This is a genomic window from Stenotrophomonas sp. YJH_SMC_80 (genome assembly GCF_059372495.1).
Map to the genome: position 1 here is coordinate 122,889 of NZ_JCAFVP010000001.1, position 17,761 is coordinate 140,649.

Annotated in this window: 12 protein-coding genes and 1 riboswitch; of the genes, 5 read left to right on the forward strand and 7 right to left on the reverse strand. The window is 66.6% G+C overall.

The genetic code is table 11. From position 1 onward, the window contains the following. Positions 1-10 precede the first annotated feature (10 nt). From AC5P99_RS00545 to ilvC, 6 genes are all read right to left on the reverse strand, one after another. A complete protein-coding gene (locus tag AC5P99_RS00545) occupies positions 11-790 on the reverse strand; it encodes a class I SAM-dependent methyltransferase (RefSeq protein WP_169448930.1) in 780 nt (259 codons plus the stop codon). A 10-nt stretch (positions 791-800) separates the two neighbouring features. After that, positions 801-2,387: a 2-isopropylmalate synthase gene (locus AC5P99_RS00550; protein WP_169448929.1), complete on the reverse strand. Its 1,587-nt coding sequence runs from the start codon at positions 2,385-2,387 to the stop codon at positions 801-803. Then, the gene (locus AC5P99_RS00555) at positions 2,384-3,475 is read right to left on the reverse strand and encodes a threonine dehydratase (protein ID WP_033835631.1); all 1,092 of its coding nucleotides are present in this window, start codon (positions 3,473-3,475) and stop codon (positions 2,384-2,386) included. Before AC5P99_RS00555 ends, AC5P99_RS00550 begins: the two co-directional genes overlap by 4 nt. Positions 3,476-3,571: 96 nt before the next feature. Continuing rightward, positions 3,572-3,823: an ACT domain-containing protein gene (locus AC5P99_RS00560; RefSeq protein WP_005410947.1), complete on the reverse strand. Its 252-nt coding sequence runs from the start codon at positions 3,821-3,823 to the stop codon at positions 3,572-3,574. Beyond that, positions 3,807-5,543 carry an acetolactate synthase 2 catalytic subunit gene (ilvG, locus tag AC5P99_RS00565; protein ID WP_169448928.1) on the reverse strand — a complete coding sequence of 579 codons (1,737 nt, stop codon included), beginning with the start codon at positions 5,541-5,543 and terminating at the stop codon, positions 3,807-3,809. The genes AC5P99_RS00560 and ilvG overlap by 17 nt, the downstream gene beginning before the upstream one ends. Before the next feature lie 39 nt (positions 5,544-5,582). After that, complete coding sequence (ilvC, locus tag AC5P99_RS00570; protein WP_005410945.1) at positions 5,583-6,557, reverse strand: ketol-acid reductoisomerase; 975 nt, start codon at positions 6,555-6,557, stop codon at positions 5,583-5,585. Between the two features lie 659 nt (positions 6,558-7,216). On the opposite strand from ilvC, the gene ggt reads away from it, so the two are divergent. Further along, positions 7,217-8,935: a gamma-glutamyltransferase gene (ggt, locus tag AC5P99_RS00575; RefSeq protein WP_169448926.1), complete on the forward strand. Its 1,719-nt coding sequence runs from the start codon at positions 7,217-7,219 to the stop codon at positions 8,933-8,935. Positions 8,936-9,494: 559 nt separating this feature from the next. Here ggt and AC5P99_RS00580 read toward each other — a convergent pair. Next, complete coding sequence (locus AC5P99_RS00580) at positions 9,495-11,072, reverse strand: BCCT family transporter (RefSeq protein WP_049450532.1); 1,578 nt, start codon at positions 11,070-11,072, stop codon at positions 9,495-9,497. A gap of 220 nt (positions 11,073-11,292) precedes the next feature. Beyond that, positions 11,293-11,393, forward strand: a riboswitch (TPP riboswitch). Positions 11,394-11,475: 82 nt separating this feature from the next. Between AC5P99_RS00580 and thiC the strand changes: the two genes are divergently transcribed. From thiC to AC5P99_RS00600, 4 genes are all read left to right on the forward strand, one after another. Beyond that, the gene (gene thiC, locus AC5P99_RS00585) at positions 11,476-13,320 is read left to right on the forward strand and encodes a phosphomethylpyrimidine synthase ThiC (protein WP_169448155.1); all 1,845 of its coding nucleotides are present in this window, start codon (positions 11,476-11,478) and stop codon (positions 13,318-13,320) included. A gap of 138 nt (positions 13,321-13,458) precedes the next feature. Next, positions 13,459-14,130, forward strand: a complete 672-nt coding sequence (locus AC5P99_RS00590) for an ion channel (protein WP_123959007.1) — start codon at positions 13,459-13,461, stop codon at positions 14,128-14,130. A 269-nt stretch (positions 14,131-14,399) separates the two neighbouring features. Beyond that, positions 14,400-16,730 (forward strand): winged helix-turn-helix domain-containing protein, encoded by a 2,331-nt coding sequence (locus AC5P99_RS00595; protein WP_169448156.1) that lies wholly within the window; start codon positions 14,400-14,402, stop codon positions 16,728-16,730. A gap of 114 nt (positions 16,731-16,844) precedes the next feature. After that, positions 16,845-17,744, forward strand: a complete 900-nt coding sequence (locus AC5P99_RS00600) for a helix-turn-helix transcriptional regulator (protein ID WP_005414398.1) — start codon at positions 16,845-16,847, stop codon at positions 17,742-17,744. Positions 17,745-17,761 lie beyond the last annotated feature (17 nt).

Consider the following 17,761-nt stretch of genomic DNA (forward strand, 5'->3'; position numbering starts at 1 on the left):
AACGGTCAAGTCAGCGACGGCGGGCGAGCACGCGCAGGCGCACGTAGTCTGCCAGCGGCTGGCCGGCGGCATTGCGCGGCAGCTCGGCCAGCAACGCGGTGGCGGCCTCGCGCACGGTAGCGCGGGCCTCGGCCGGCAGGTCGTCCAGCAGTGGTGCGGCGAAGACCCGCAGCCAGCCGGCCACGCCGGTCGGCAGTGCGGTCGGGCGCGGCGTGCACTCGATCAGTTGCACCTGGAAGCCATGCTGGCGCAGGCGGTCGGCGTAGGCATCGGCCGTCGGGAAATACCACTGGAAGGTGCTGGCGCCATGGCCGTGGGCCACGCGCGCGGCCTGTACCGCCGCGATGATCGTGGCCACGTTGCCGTGGCCACCGAATTCGGCGACAAAGCGGCCGCCGGGGCGCAGGGCGCTGCGCACGCCTTCCAGCACGCGGTCCGGAGTCGTCATCCAATGCAGTGCGGCATTGCTGAACACTGCATCGAACTCGCTGTCGAACGACAGCGCGTGGCCGTCCATCACCTGCGCGTCGACACCGCGTGCGCGGGCGGCGACCACCAGTTCCGGCGAAGCATCCACGCCGTGGATGCGTGCGCCGCTCAGCGCCAGTTCGGTACTGAGTACGCCATCGCCACAGCCCAGGTCGAGGATGCGCTCACCGGCGCGCGGGTCGAGCAGGCGCGAGACCGCGCCGCCGAGCAGCGGGACGAAGCCGGCGTCGATCGCATAGTCCTGGGCGTTCCACTGCTGGCCAGCGGCGCTGGCCTGGGTGAAGGTGTCGAAGGCGCTCATGGCGGGTTCCTCAGGCGGTGGCAGGGGTGGGAACGTCGGTGCTGTTGTGGGCGGTGGCCTGGCGCTGGCGCAGCAGGCGGTTGGCCACATCCAGCCAGGCCAGCGCGGAGGCTTCGATGATGTCCTTGCTGGTGCCGGTGCCGTCGTACTCCACGCCTTCGTGGCGCACGCTCAGGTTGGCCTCACCGCGCGCATCGGCGCCGATGCCGACGCTGTGCACGTGGTAGCTGTCCAGCATCAGCTGCACGCCGGTAGCGGCCGACAGCGCGCCGAACAGCGCATCGACCGGGCCATCGCCCTGCGCGGTCTCGGCCACGCGGTTGCCGTCCGGGTCGGACAGTTCGACCAGCGCGTTGGCGCGGCTGCCGACATCGCTGATGGTCATCGAGGCCAGGCGGTAGCCCTGCGCGTTGGAGCCGCCCTGCATCAACGCCTGCAGGTCGGCATCGGTGACCACGCGCTGCTGTTCGCACAGGCCCTTGAACTGCTCGAACACCAGTTTCAGTTCGTCTTCGTCCAGCCAGAAGCCCAGCGCACGCAGGCGCGCTTCAACAGCGGCACGGCCACTGTGGCGGCCCAGCACCATCTGCGAGTCCTCCCAGCCCACGTCTTCCGGGCGCATGATTTCGTAGGTACCGCGATGGCGCAGCATGCCGTGCTGGTGGATGCCCGATTCGTGGGCGAACGCGTTGGCGCCGACGATGGCCTTGTTGCGCTGTACCGGCATGCCGACCAGGCGCTGCAGCAACTGCGAGGTGCCGACGATGCGCGGGGTGTTGATCGAACTGTCCTGCTCGTAGAAGGCCTGGCGCACCTTCAGCACCATGGCGATCTCTTCCAGCGAACAGTTGCCGGCGCGCTCGCCGATGCCGTTGATGGTGCACTCGACCTGGCGCGCGCCGCCTTCGATGGCGGCCAGCGAGTTGGCCACGGCCAGGCCCAGATCATTGTGGCAGTGCGCGCTGAAGATCACGTTGGCCGCGTTCGGCACGTCGGCGACGCCGGCGATGACCTGCTGGAACATCGCGCGGATCTCTTCGGGCGTGGTGAAGCCGACGGTGTCGGGCAGGTTGATGGTGGTGGCGCCGGCGGCGATCGCCACGCGCGCGACTTCGATCAGGTAATCCAGCTCGGTACGGGTGGCATCCTCGGCCGAGAACTCGACATCGTCGATGTAGGAGCGGGCCAGCGATACATGCTTGCGTACCGATTCCAGGACCTGTTCGCGGGTCATGCGCAGCTTGTGCTCGCGGTGCAGCGGGCTGGTCGACAGGAACACATGCAGGCGCGGGTTGGCCGCGGCTTCCAGTGCGCGTGCCGAGGTCTCGATATCGGCCTGCAGGCAGCGCGACAGCACCGCCAGGGTCAGGCTCGGGCGGCGCAGTTCGCGGCCGATCAGTGCCATCGCTTCGCGGTCGGACTGCGAGCTGGCCGGGAAGCCGGTCTCGATGATGTCCACGCCCAGTTCGTCCAGCGCACGCGCCATCACCAGCTTCTGCGGCGGGCTCATGCTGCAGCCGGGGGACTGCTCGCCGTCACGCAGGGTGGTGTCGAAGATGCGGATGCGCGGGGTGGTAATTCGTTCGATGGTGGTCACAGGGAAATCTCCTCGACAGCGGGCGTTGCGGCTTGCAGGTGGGAAGGGGAAGGCATGGGGGAGGGCGGCGCGCTGGCCTTGGCGGGCGAGCGGGGTGTTTCGCTGCGCCGTCGCCGTGGCTTGCGCGGCGGGCGCGGTCGGATGTCGGTAAGCAGGCCGGCCAGCACGCCGGCATCGATGTTCCCGCCGGAGACCACCGCGCACTTGCGGCGGCCCGCGACGCGGCGGCCAGCGGCCAGCGCCAGCGCGCCGGCACCCTCGGCAATGATGTGTTCTTCCAGTGCCAGCCGGACCAGGGTTTCGCGCAGTTCGGCTTCGCGCACGATCACCACATCGTCCAGCAGCGAGGTGCACAGGCGACGGGTCAGGAAGCCGGGGATCTTCACCCGCACGCCGTCGGCCAGCGAGGCGACGGGTGCGATCTCGCGCACGTCGCCGCGGATCGCGCGTGCCATCGAATCAACGCCTTCCACCTGCGCGCCGACCACGCGCACGCCCTGTGATTTCAGCGCCAGGGCCACGCCGGAAGCCAGGCCACCGCCACCGATCGGCACGATCACCACGTCCGGGGCATGCGCGGCCAGCTCGATGCCGACCGTGCCTTGGCCGGCGATCACGTCGGCATCGTCGAACGCGGACAGGAAGCGGTAGCCGTGGCGTTGTGCCAGTTCGACCGCGAAGGCGTAGGCTTCGTCATAGCTGTTGCCGTGCTGGCGCACGGTCGCGCCCCAGTGGGCGACGCCGGCGATCTTGGTGGCGGGTGCACCATGCGGCATCACAGTGATGGCCGGCACATCCAGGCGATAGGCGGCCCAGGCCACGCCCTGGGCGTGGTTGCCGGCCGAGGCGCAGATCACCGGCCGGGTGTCGCCGCGTTCGCGGCCGGCCAGCAGTGCATTCAATGCGCCGCGCACCTTGTAGGAACCGGTGCGCTGCAGGTTCTCCAGCTTCAGCCAGGTACCGAAGCGTTCGGCGTGGTGCAGCGGGGTGGGCGGCAGGAAGCGGCGCAGGCGGGCCTGCGCTGCCAGGACGTCGGCGACGCTTACGTCGCCGACATCGCTTTCCTGGCTGGTGTCAGCGGCCGGCATGGGCCACCAGCGCGGTGCGGAAGACCGCCGCATGCGGGCACGGGCGGCGAAGAAGACGCCTCCGTACCGGCACCGTGGTCGCTACGGTACGGGTGTTCATGGCGATACTCCTTCCACGGCGGTGACCTGCACGGACACGCAGTCGTAGATCTTCTCGATCTGCCGGCACAGCGTTTCCGCCGGGCGCTGGCCATCGACGACCAGCTGCAGGTGCCAGCGGCCATCGTCGGCGGCCACCGGCGCACCGCTGATCGCACGCGGCGCAAAGCCGCGGCGTTCGGCCATGCCGATCACGCGCAGCAGCGCGCCTTCGGCCGGGTGCAGCACCAGGTCAAGCCGGTATTGCATTGGGGGTCTCCTGGCGGGCGTGGGCGGGATTGCTTTCCAGCATCGTGCTGTTGGCGGTGTTCGGCGGCACCAGCGGCCACACGTTGGCGCGTGCATCGATGGCCACGTGCAGCAGCGCCGGGCCGGGCTCGGCCAGCAGCGCGGCCAGGCCGCCTTCCACGTCGTCGCGGTTGTCGATGCGGGTGGCGGCAATGCCGAACACCTGCGCCAGGGCTACGAAGTCCGGGTTGTCGGACAGGTCGATCTCGCTGTAACGCTCGGCGAAGAACAGTTCCTGCCACTGCCGCACCATGCCCAGCGAACTGTTGTCCAGCAGCACGATCTTCACCGGCAGGCGGCAGCGGGCGATGGTCGCCAGCTCCTGCACGTTCATCATGAAGCTGCCGTCGCCGGACACCAGTACCACGGTGCGCTCCGGGCAGGCGAACTGCGCACCCATCGCCGCTGGCAGGCCGAAGCCCATCGTGCCCAGTGCGCCACTGGTCAGGTGGTTGCGGGGGTGGTTGAAGCGGCAGTGCTGGGCCACCCACATCTGGTGCTGGCCGACATCGCAGGCGATCACCGCATCGGCCGGTGCCAGCTCGCTCAGGCGCTTCAGCAGCGCCGGGGCGTAGATGCGCTGGCCCGGTGCGTCGTAGCGTGCAGCGAAGCGGTCGCGGTGCTGCGCACAGCGCTTGCGCCACGCGTCCTGGTGGGCCCTGGGGGAGGGGAAGGCCGCACGCAGGGCACGGATGGCGTGACCGACGTTGCCAGGCACGGCGATGTCGGCAGTGCGCAGCTTGGAGATCTCGTAGGCGTCCGCATCGATGTGGACGACGCGGGCGAATGGCGCGAACTCGGCCAGCTTGCCGGTCGCGCGGTCATCGAAACGCGCACCCAGCACCAGCAGCAGGTCGCTTTCCTGCACCGCCATGTTGGCCGCGCGGGTGCCGTGCATGCCCAGCATGCCCAGCGACTGCGGATGGTAGGCCGGCAGTGCACCCAGGCCGCGCAGGGTCATCACGGTGGGGATGGCACTGGCCTCGACGAAGTCGCGCAGGTCCTGCACGGCATCACCCAGGGCGATGCCGCCACCTGCGTAGACCACCGGCTTCTCGGCCGCCGCCAGCGCGGCGATGGCCTCGGCGATGGCGGCCTCGGCCGGCGCCGGCGGCGGTTCGACGCTGCTGGGCACGTGCGCCGGCAGATGGCTGGCATCGGCCAGCTGCACATCCTTGGGCAGGTCGATCAGCACCGGGCCGGGGCGACCCTCACGGGCAATGCGGAACGCATCGGCCACCACGCGCGGCAGGTCATCGACGCTGCGCACCAGCCAGCTGTGCTTGACGATCGGCATCGTCAGGCCGAACACATCCAGTTCCTGGAAGGCGTCGGTGCCCAGCAGCGGCGTGCCGACCTGGCCGGTGATGCAGACCATCGGTACCGAATCCAGCATCGCATCGGCAATGCCGGTCACCAGGTTCGAGGCGCCCGGGCCGGAGGTGGCCACGCAGACGCCCACCTGGTTGCTGGCGCGGGCGAAGCCGTTGGCGGCCAGCGCCGCGCCCTGCTCATGGCGTACCAGGATGTGCTTCAGCGACGAATCCACCAGCGCGTCGTAGAACGGCATGATGGTGCCACCGGGATAGCCGAACAGCGTGCGGACGCCTTCGGCCTCCAGCGCCTGGGTCAGCCAGCGCGCGCCGTTGGGCGGCGCGCTGCGATGTGTCGAAGAGTTCATGGGGGAACCTTGCAAAGCGGGTGGGGGAGGGCCGCGTGGTTACGCAGCCTGTCCTTGCAACCAGACCATCTTGGCGCGCAGTTCCTTGCCCACCTTCTCGATCGGGTGCTCCAGGTCGGCCTGCTTGAACCTGTTGTAGTTCGGCAGGCCCGCTTCGTACTCGGCCACCCAGTTCTTGGTGAAGGTGCCGTCCTGGATGTCCTTCAGCACCTCCTTCATGCGTTCCTTGGTGCCGGCATCGATCACGCGCGGGCCGCTGACGTAGTCGCCGTACTGCGCGGTCTCGGAGATGAACTCCAACATGCGCGAGATACCGCCTTCATAGAACAGGTCCACGATCAGCTTCAGTTCGTGCAGCACTTCGTAATAGGCGATCTCCGGCTGATAGCCGGCTTCGACCAGGGTCTCGAAACCGGCCTGCACCAGCGCTGAGGCACCGCCGCACAGCACCGCCTGCTCACCGAACAGATCGGTTTCGGTTTCTTCCTTGAAGGTGGTCTGGATCAGGTTGGCGCGCGCACCGCCGAGGCCGGCCGCATAGGCCTGCGCGTGCTGCGCGGCCTTGCCGCTGATGTCCTGGTAGACCGCCCAGATGCACGGCACGCCACGGCCGATCTCGTACTCACGGCGCACCAGCGCGCCGGGGCCCTTCGGCGCGACCAGCACCACGTCCAGGTCGGCACGCGGCTCGATCATCCCGTAATGCACGTTCAGACCATGCGCGAACAGCAGGCATGCACCCTGTTTCATGTTCGGCGCCAGCACGTCGTTGTAGAGCTTCTTCTGCACCATGTCCGGAGTCAGCACGGCAACTAGGTCGGCGTCCTTCACGGCCTCGGCGGGCGCGATCACGGTGAAGCCATCGGCCTGCGCCTTGGCTTCGGTCGGCCCACCCGGACGCAGGCCTACCACCACGTCGAAGCCGGATTCGCGCAGGTTCAGTGCGTGGGCGCGGCCCTGGCTGCCGTAGCCGATGACGGCGATCTTGGTCTGGGGCAGGTCGTTGGTGCTCATGGGGGAGGTTCCTTGCGGTGGGAAGAAAAAAGAACGGCCGGTCGTCGAGGTGACGTGCCGGCCGGTCAGGGGAAAGCGGTGGAGGAGGCGCCGCGCATCGCACAGGCACAGCCACCACGAGGCGTGGTGGTGCAGGTCTGGGTTGTGCGATGAGCGTTGGTCATGGTGGTTGCGTCTGAAACCAGGTTCTGAAATGAAAAAACCCGCACCGGGGCGGGTGCGGGTTTTTGAAGAGTTCCGGTGTGTGTGTGTTGCTTACACGCTGGCTCGTCCCGCACCTGTTGGTTGGGTAATAAGTACGAGCACAAGAATCGAACGCAGCGAGGCGGCGCCGGTGTCGGCGGCTTCGATGTGGATTCGCGGTGGCGTGTTGTGATGCAACATGTGATCGAGAGAAACACAGCCATTTCGGCGGTGTCAACCCTCGCGACGGATTTTCTATCGGTTTCCGCTGCATCCAGCGCAATCGCTTGCGGCACAAGGATGGTTGCTGCTGAAAGTGTTTCGGTGAACCCGAATTCACTCCTTTCGGGGCGGTTTTTGCGCGAAATCCGGTGGATTTTTCCGCCCAAGGATCAACGTCCATGACGTCTGTCCGATACCGCGTGAAGGCCGCAGCGGCGAAGATCGGGGAACCACCCGTCCATCGGAACCCGACCGTGTCCCGACGCCTTGCCCGTTCCCTGCTTGCCGCCGCCGTACTGGCTACCGTACCCGCGCTGTCCTTCGGCGCCGACCGCATCACCGGCCACACCTTCGCCACCCGTTCGGAGGTGATCGCCCCGCATGCGATGGCCGCGACCTCGCAACCACTGGCCACCCAGATCGCGCTGGACGTGATGAAGGGTGGCGGTTCGGCAGTGGACGCGGCGATTGCCGCCAACGCCGCGCTCGGCCTGATGGAACCCACCGGCAACGGCATCGGCGGCGACCTGTTCGCCATCGTGTGGGACCCGAAGACACAGAAGCTCTACGGCTACAACGGCTCGGGCCGCTCGCCGAAGTCGCTCACCCTGGCCGAGTTCCAGCGCCGTGGCCTGAAGGACATCCCGGCCACCGGTCCACTGCCGGTGTCGGTGCCGGGTGCCGTCGACGGCTGGTTCGCGCTGCACGACCGCTTCGGTCGCAAGCCGATGGCCGACAACCTGGCGCCGGCCATCCGCTACGCCCGCGAGGGTCACCCGGTGGCCGAGGTGATCGCCTACTACTGGGACCGCTCGGTGCCCAAGTTGTCGCAGTACCCGGGCTTCAAGGAGCAGTTCACGATCAACGGCCACGCCCCGCGCAAGGGCGAGATGTGGAAGAACGCGAACCTGGCCAGCACCCTGCAGAAGATCGCCGACGGTGGCCGCGACGCCTTCTACAAGGGCGAGATCGCCCACACCATCGGCGACTACTTCAAGGCCAACGGTGGCTACCTGAGCTACCAGGACATGGCTGACCATCATGGCGAGTGGGTCGAACCGGTCAGCAGCAACTACCGTGGCTACGACGTCTGGGAACTGCCGCCGAACAGCCAGGGCATCGCCGCACTGCAGATCCTCAACGTGCTGGAAGGCTACGACTTCTCGAAGATCCCGTTCGGTTCACCGGAACACGTGCACCTGTTTGTCGAAGCGAAGAAGCTGGCCTTTGCCGACCGTGCGCGTTTCTACGCCGACATGGCGTTCCAGCCGGCACCGGTGCAGAAGCTCATCTCCAAGGAGTACGCCGCGCAGCGTCGTGCGCTGATCTCGATGGACAAGGCGTTGAAGGAAGTGCAGCCGGGCACGCCGAAGCAGCTGGAGGAGGGCGACACGATCTACATGACCGTGGCCGACGCCGACGGCATGATGGTTTCGCTGATTCAGTCCAACTACCGTGGCATGGGCAGCGGCATGGCACCGCCCGGTCTGGGTTTCATCCTGCAGGACCGTGGCGAGATGTTCGTGCTGCAGAAGAACCATCCCAACGGCTACGCGCCGGGCAAGCGTCCATTCCAGACCATCATTCCGGGGTTCATCACCAAGGGCGGCAAGCCGTATGCCAGCTTCGGCGTGATGGGCGGCGCGATGCAGCCGCAGGGCCATGCGCAGATCGTGATGAACCTGGTGGATTTCGGGATGAACCTGCAGGAAGCCGGCGATGCGCCGCGCATCCAGCACGAAGGCTCGACTGAACCGACGGGTCAGGCCACGGCGATGACCGATGGCGGCGAAGTGAATCTGGAAACCGGCTTCCCGTACGAGACGGTGCGTGCGCTGATGCGCAAGGGGCATCGCATCGTGTTCGCCGATGGGCCTTATGGCGGGTACCAGGCGATCATGCGCGATCCCGAGAGCGGGGTGTATTACGGTGCGTCGGAGAGCCGCAAGGACGGGCAGGCGGCGGGGTATTGAGGTTTCCCGGCCACCGGGCTGAGCCCCCTCTGCGGTGGTGGTTCGTGGAAGCGGGATCATGTGATTGGGCCGGGCGGGTGGGCTGTTCGGGGGACGCCGTGAATCCGTCCCTGGAGGCTTGGCAGCCGCATCCATGCGGCTGACACCCCCGCCCAGCCCACCCGCCCGGCCCCTGACAGTTTCCGTGGCCGCCACCGCAGGAAGAAAAAGAAGAAGATCAAAAGCAAAGGCAACAGCAACAGCCGCGCGCTGTGGGTTGGGGTCGGATCCGTTTTCCGAAGGAAAACGGATCCGACCCCTTCTTGTTTTCCGATACACCTCATCCACGCATAGCGTGGAAAACCAACCGTCACCGGGAAATTGTCGGAAGCGGGGAGGGGGCCGATGGCGGGACCGTCCACGGCATGGATGCCGTGGCCGAGCCTACAGGGACGTACTTGCGGCGTGTCCCGCCATCGGCCCCCTCCCCGCCAAACCAGCAGAAATCCAGAGCCGCTTTTGAAGTTGTTGTTGCCGTTGCTTGAAAAAAGCGGTGCAGCCGCAGGCTGCAAAACAACCCTCAATCCTGATCGTGCGCGCGCGCTGCCTCGGCCTGCGTCTCCTCCTGCGCCGCCATCTCGCGTGCGATCCACGCATCGATCATGTGCCGCTGGCGCTGCGCCTGCCGCCGCTCGCGCGTGTACTCCTGGTCCAGCACCCGGTACAGCGACACCATCACCAGCACCATCAGCAGCGCGAATGGCAATGCCGCGATCGTGATCATGCCCTGCAGCGCGTCCAGGCCTCCGGCCAGCAGCAACGCCGCTGCGATCAGTGCCACCGCAATGCCCCAGGCCAGCTTGCGCTTCAACGGTGGGTCGCCAGCCTCGTCGGTGGACATGCTGGCCAGCACCAGGACCGCCGAATCGGCCGAGGTCACGAAGAAGATCATCAGCAGCACCAGCGCGATGCACGACAGCAACAGCGGTAGCGGCATGCTGTTGAACAGTGTGAACAACACCGTCTCGTAGCCATTGCCAAGCGCCTGCACCAGATCGGCGTGGCCGAAGATCTGTGCCCACAACGCAGTGCCGCCGAACACCGCGAACCAGAAGAAGCCCAGCAGCGTCGGTGCGAGCACGACGCCGATCACGAACTCGCGCACGCTGCGGCCGCGCGAGATGCGCGCAATGAACGATCCCACGAACGGCGCCCACGAGATCCACCAGGCCCAGTAGAAGATCGTCCAGTCCGCCACCCAGGTGCTGCCGGAGAACGGTGACATGCGCAGGCTCATCGTCACCAGCTGGTTGAGGTAGGAGCCCAGCGTGGTGGTGAACGTATCGAAGATGAAGCCGGTCGGCCCCAGCACCAGCAGGATGGCCGCCAGCAGGGCAGCCAACGCCAGGTTGAAGTTGGACAGCCACTTCACACCTCGCTCTACGCCACTGGCGGTGGAGGCCATGTACAGCACGAAGGCGACGGCAATGATGGTCATCTGCACGGCGACGGTAGCCTGCACGCTGAAGACGCGTTCGATACCGGCAGCAATCTGGATGGTGCCGAAGCCGAGCGTGGTGGCGACACCGATCGCAGTGGCAACTACGGCGGCGATGTTGACCACCCGACCGATCCAGCCGCGATGGTGGCGGCCGATGATCGGCTGCAGCATGTCGCTGACCAGGCCGCGTCCATTGCGATTGAACTGGAACCAGGCCATCGCCAGGCCGATCAGTGCGTAGATCGCCCACGGGTGCAGGCCCCAGTGGAAGAACGCATAGCGCATCGATGCGCGCGCCGCATCCAGGCTTTGCGGCGCCAGGCCTTCCGGCGGCTTGCTGAAATGCGAGATGGGCTCGGCCGCACCCCAGAACACCAGGCCGATGCCCATGCCGGCGGCGAACAGCATCGACATCCAGCTGGCACGCGAGAACTCGGGTTCGGCGTCCTCGCCGCCGATGCGCAGGTTGCCGAAGCGGCCGAACGCCAGGTACATCAGGAACACCAGCGCCAGGAACACCACCAGCAGGTACAGCCAGCCGACACTGCGGATGACTTCCGCCAGCATCGACTGGACCACGGTGTTGAAGGGGCCGGGGGCGATACCGGCGAGCAACACCAGCAGCAGAACCAGTGCGATGGAAACGCGAAACACCATGAAGGAGCTTCTCCGATCAAGGGGGATTGAGGGGAGCGAGCAGAGCTTGCGGCGAAGGGCCGGCGGCATGCAGCACGGACCGGGCAGGGGCCGCGAAGGCGGCGGGGAACGCATCGATCTCAGCAACGCGATGGCGTGCACGTTACTGAACGCGACGTCATGGTTCCGTTAACGAATGGCGACCTGGTCCCGGAGGCGGGCGGTCTATGCTCTAATGCGCACCAAGAAGCGGGGGTACCGGGCCATGTGGCCACGGTTGAGACAGTCCCTTGGAACCTGATCCGGCTCATACCGGCGTAGGGAAGCTTTGCAATGCAGCCGTGCCCGGACTCCGCCCAAGGACCGTCCGTGCGCGGGTGCCATGCGCCGCCGCTTCGTCCCTGACCTTCCTGGACGATGCCCGATGAACGCACAGCTCTCCGCCCTGCAGCAACAGGCCCAGCAACTCTCCGCATCCGTGACCCGGCCCATTCCCGGCTCGCGCAAGATCCACGTGCCCGGTTCGCGCCCGGATCTGCAGGTGCCGATGCGCGAGATCGCGTTGACCCGTACGCCGACGCTGTTCGGCGGCGAAGAGAATGCGCCGGTGACCGTTTACGACACGTCGGGCCCGTACACCGACCCGGAGGTGCGCATCGATCTGTCCGCCGGTTTGCCGGCACTGCGTCGCGGCTGGGTGGAAGAGCGCGGTGATACCGAGCAGCTCGAAGGACTGAGTTCTTCGTTCGGTCGCGATCGCGAGCATGACCCGAAGCTCGACGCGGTGCGTTTCCCCGCGCGCAGCCTGCCACGCCGTGCACGTGCCGGTGCCAACGTCACCCAGATGCATTACGCGCGCCGCGGCATCATCACGCCGGAAATGGAATTCGTCGCCATCCGCGAGAACCAGCGCCTGGACGCGATCCGCGATGCCGGCCTGCTGCAGCAGCACCCGGGCGAGGCCTTCGGTGCGTCGATCCAGAAAGTCATCACCCCGGAGTTCGTGCGCGACGAAATCGCCCGTGGCCGTGCGGTGCTGCCCAACAACATCAACCACCCGGAAAGCGAGCCGATGATCATCGGCCGCAATTTCCTGACCAAGATCAACGCCAACATCGGCAACAGCGCGGTGTCTTCCGGCATCGCCGAGGAAGTGGAGAAGCTGGTGTGGGCGATCCGCTGGGGCGGTGACACGGTGATGGACCTGTCCACCGGCAAGCACATCCACGAGACGCGCGAATGGATCATCCGCAACTCGCCGGTGGCGATCGGTACCGTGCCGATCTACCAGGCCCTGGAGAAGGTTGACGGCCGCGCCGAGGCACTGACCTGGGAGATCTTCCGCGACACTCTGATCGAGCAGGCCGAGCAGGGCGTGGACTACTTCACCATCCACGCCGGCGTGCTGCTGCGCTACGTGCCGCTTACCGCCAAGCGTGTTACCGGCATCGTCAGCCGCGGCGGCTCGATCATGGCCAAGTGGTGCCTGGCGCACCACAAGGAGAACTTCCTCTACACGCATTTCGAAGACATCTGCGAAATCATGAAGGCCTACGACGTGACCTTCTCGCTGGGCGACGGCCTGCGCCCGGGTTGCATCGCTGATGCCAACGACGCGGCGCAGTTCGGCGAACTGGAAACGCTGGGTGAACTGACGAAGATCGCCTGGAAACACGATGTGCAGACCATGATCGAAGGCCCCGGCCACGTGCCGATGCAGCTGATCAAGGAAAACATGGACAAGCAGCTGCGCGAATGCGGCGAAGCGCCGTTCTACACGCTGGGCCCGCTGACGACCGACATCGCGCCGGGCTACGACCACATCACCAGTGCGATCGGCGCGGCGATGATCGGCTGGTTTGGCACGGCCATGCTCTGCTACGTGACGCCGAAGGAGCACCTGGGCCTGCCCAACCGCCAGGACGTGCGCGACGGCATCATGGCTTATCGCATTGCCGCGCACGCGGCCGACCTGGCCAAGGGGCATCCGGGCGCACAGGTACGCGACAACGCGCTGAGCAAGGCGCGCTTCGAGTTCCGCTGGCAGGACCAGTTCCACCTGGGCCTGGATCCGGAAAAGGCCAAGGAATTCCACGACGAGACACTGCCGAAGGACGCGCACAAGCTGGCCCACTTCTGCTCGATGTGCGGACCGCACTTCTGTTCGATGAAGATCACCCAGGACGTGCGCGACTACGCCGAGGCCGGCATGAAGGAGAAGTCGCAGGAGTTCCGTGCTGGCGGGGCCGAGGTCTACCGCCAGGGGTGACGGGTAACGGGTAGTGCCGGCCGCTGGCCAGCATTCCGTCGTGCACGGACCGGGGAGAGTGCTGGTCAATGGCCGGCACTACCGTTCATCACGCCGCGCCCGGCTATCCTCCGCGCATCGCCCAGGGGAAAGGACGCCATGCCCGTTGCCACGACCACCCGCTGGCTGGCCATCGCCCGCCGCCATCCTTCGGCCTGGCTCCTGGCCGCCCAGTTGATCGCGGTACTGCTGTATCCCGCCCTCGATGACACCGCCGCTGGCCGGGCGGCGCTGGGCATGTTCGGCATGGCGGTACTCGGCCTGGCGCTGTGGGTGGTCCAGCGCAGTCCGTTGGGAACCTGGCTGGCATTGCTGCTGGCCATTCCATCGGTGGTGTTCTCGCTGGCTGGCGCCCTGCTGGACCGCAGCGCGCTGCTGACCACCGCGCAGCTGCTGGAAAGCCTGCTGTACTTCTATACGGCCGGGGCATTGATCGCCTACATGCTGCAGGACCATCGAGTAACACGCGACGAACTGTTCGCGGCCGGGGCAACCTTCACCCTGCTGGCCTGGGGGTTCGCCTTTGCATTCGCGGTGTGCCAACAGTGGTATCCAAGCAGTTTCCAGGGTGCGACGGCCGGCCCCGAGCGCAGTTGGATGGAGCTGCTTTATCTGAGCTTCAGCTTGTTGTCCGGAGTTGGATTGAGTGACGTCGTGCCGTTGCACCCGCAGGCACGGGCCTTGGTGATGCTCGAACAGTTCGCAGGCGTCATGTATATCGGCCTTGTGGTGTCGCGTCTGGTCGGATTGACCATGCTTCGGCGCATGTAAAAATGAACGCCAGATAAAAATTTCGCGCCCATAAGGGCGCGAATGGTGATGCAGATTATGTGAATGCGTCGGCGAGAGAGAGCCTGAGTGTCGACCCCGTCATAGGCGGGGTAACCGGCTTAGGCTAATATCCGGGGGCGTTATTGTTTTTGCGGTATGCGCCGATGCTTTGTGCGGAATCTGGCTTTTCGATGGCCCTGTCCAGGGACGGTGGGGACGGTATTGCTGGTGAGCCCTGCCCAGGTCCCGTCCCTACTGTATAGCGGAAAATGAACAGCAGCGAACTCACGCCCATTGACGCCGACCGCGTGCAGGTCGGCGACTGTGTCATTACCTTGTCCTCGCGTGAGGTCGAGGTTGAAGGCGCGCGCCGTCCGCGGCGGCTGACGCCGAAAGCGCTGGGCGTACTTCGCGTGTTGATGCGGCAGCCTGGGCGCGTGGTCACCCGTGAAGAGCTGTTTGCCGAGGTCTGGCCCGATACGTTGCCGACCAATGACGTGCTGACCCAGGCCGTCACCCAGCTGCGCAAGGCGTTCGCCAACGACGACGACAATGGCCAGGCCTACATCGAGACCATCGCCAAGAGCGGCTATCGGCTGCTGGTACCGGTGCAGGCGCTGGACGACTTCGAGCCGGTGGCGGAAGTGGATGCGGTGGCCGTTGCGGATGTGATGCCGTCTCCGGACGGTGCCGGCACGATTCCGGCGCTGGCCGTGCCGGCAGCGCCTTCACGCCGGCGTGGCTGGCGCCAGCTGCGCCGCCAGCTGTTGTGGGTGCTGGGCGTGATGATGCTGGCCGCGCTGCTGGTCATGGCCACATTGTTGCTGCGGCGCGGGCCGGAGCCGAGTTCACCGGTGGATGCAGCGGTCGAGAACGGCGTGCGGGTGATCGGCAGCCCGCAGCGTCCCTATCGCCTGATCACCGCCACCAGTGGTTTTGAAACCTATCCCACACTTTCGCCGGACGGCTCCCAGGTTGCCTACGAAGGCGCCAACGAGGATGGCGCCGGAGGTGGTGTGATCAAGGTGCAGACCTCGGGCAATGCGCCGGCCCGGCAGCTGGCGCTGCCGCCGAAGGGGGCCAGTGACCGTTTCCCGAGCTGGTCACCGGACGGGCGCGAGATCGCTTTTGCCCGCTTTGGAGCCGACGGCGGTTGCCAGGTGCTGATCGCCAGTGCCACTGGAGGCGGCGTGCGCCAGGCGACCCGTTGCGATGGAACCGAGCTGCTCAGCTTCGACTGGACACCGGATGGCCGCGGCCTGGTCTTTGGCAGCATGGTGGGCCGCTATGCCCATCGCGGTATCCGTGTGCTCGACCTGGCCAGCGGCCAGTGGCGGGCGTTGGACTACGCCGTCGATCAGGATGATTTTGACTACGCGCCACGCTACTCGCCCGACGGCAAGTGGCTGGTGTTCGTGCGCAATCCACAGATGGGCGACCTGTGGCGGATGCCGGCCGGAGGCGGTGAGCTGGAGCAGTTGACCAACGAATCCGCCGAACAGCGTGGCTGGGCCTGGCTGGGCGATGGGCGCAGCATCGTGTTCGGCCGGCGCGTGGACAGCGAGGTGCGGTTGTACTACCTGGACGTGGAGCGCCGCACCTTGCGTGATGCCGGCCTCGACGACGCACAGTGGCCTGCGGTGTCGCGCCACGGCGACGTGCTGGCCTTCGTTCACCGCCGTGCCCAGTTCGGCGTGTTCAAGGTGCCGATGGCCGGCGGCAGCGCCGAGCGGCTGTTCGCGTCCAGTGGGCGCGACGGGCAGCCGATGGCGGCGCCCGACGGTCGCCAGCTGGTCTTCACCTCCGATCGTTCCGGCAGTTTCGCGCTGTGGTGGGCGGACATGCAGCGGCCCGACTCACTGCGGCCGATCGAGGGCCTGCGTCCGGAGGGGCGGCAGGCGCCGGACTGGTCGGCCGACAGCCGCCAGCTGCTGGTGGTCGGGCGTGACGAGCATGGGCGTACCGTTGTCTACGAGATCGCCCCGCGCGACGAGCACCTGCAACCGCTGCCGGTTCCGGTGGATCAGCCGCTGCAGGCCCTGTACGGGGCAACCCCGGAGCAGCTGCTGGTAGTCGAGCGCGATGCAGAGCAACGCACCCGGTTGAGCCTGTTCGATCGCAGCGTGACCCCCTGGCGCCGCCTGGCCAGTATCGACGGCGTCTCCCAGGCGCGTTTCGATCGCGGCGATGGCCGCGTGCTGTTCACACGCCTGGCATCCGGCGGCTTGTGGTCGGTGGATGCGGCACTGTCCCCGGCCAGCGTGCAGCAGGTCAGTGAAGACCGGCCCAGCCGATGGCGCTATCGCACCTGGACGGTGGCGGGCACCGGTGGCATCGGGTATCTCGGCAACTCGACCGAATGCGGTACGACCTTGATCCATATCCAGGCCGGCACCGAAGCCTCCGAGCGCTGCCTGGACCGGCAGCGGCTCAGTGCGGGCAACGGCATCAGTGCCAGCGCCGATGGCCGGGACCTGTACGTCGCCCTGGCGGTCAGCGATGGTGCCGACATCGGCGTCATGCAGCTGCCCCGGTCGGCGCCGGCACTGTTCCCGGCCTTTCTCAAGTCGTTGATCCTGAAGAAAAATATCTCTTCGTGATTCTTTCGTGGAGTTCTCGCCGCGAATTCGTGGCGATCTCGGCGGATTTTCCTGACGGGCTGACGCCTGATTAGGCAAAACGGAAGCCTGTATCAGGCAAACCCGTGGTGCCCCATGCGTCAACTCTCGCTGGCCGATCGTGGCCAAACCGTCTCCCTCGACAAGGCGCTCGACGATCTCGCGCCGACCTGCATGGGCGTGGCCCGGCTCGGCAGCCTGCAGACCGCAGGGTCAAGCTTCACTGTCTGGCTGCAGGTGCGGGGCAGTTCCTGGGTGGAAGCCAAGGAAGGGCGTTTCCGCCTGCGCCATGGTGAGTGGATTGCCTTCGAGAAGGAGTCGCGCCCGTTGGTGCAGGCCGGCCGTAACGGACTGTGCGTGGGCCTCAGCCTGACTGCGGAGGCGATGCGGGTGCTGTCCGAGATGGCCGACTGCGGCCTGTATGCCGGTCGTGGTCGCATGAGCCGCGGCGACGCCCGCGTTGCCCTGCGCCTGTGGCGCGATGCGCTCGACAGCGGCCTGCCAGCGCAGGCGCTGCGCCCGCTGTTGTTGCATCTGGCCGGCCTGCAGCGTGACCTGGCCGACAACGTACAGCGCTGCCCCGGTCGCTCACGCAGCCGCAAGCGCCAAGTGTTCGGCCGCATGCAGCGCGCCCGTCTCTATCTGGAGGGCAACAGCCACCGCGTGGTGCGGATCGGCGAACTGGCCGAGCTGACCAACTTCTCCAGCTGGTACCTCTCCAAGACCTTCCAGAGCCTGTATGAAGAGAGCCCCCAGTCGCTTTCGGCACGGTTGCGCCTGGAGCGGGCCGCCGATCTGCTGCGCGACACCGACATGATGGTGGGCGAGGTCGCCGCGGCCAGCGGATTCGACAACTGCTGCAGCTTCGCGCGGGCCTTCCGCGCCCGTTACGGGCAGTCTGCTTCCCGGTTCAGGGAAAACGGCGGCTTGCTCCCGCCACACTCTGCAAAGTCTACGGTTGGGTCGCGCAAATACAGCATCGCAACGCAATCGTAACGTGCTGGAGCGTTTTA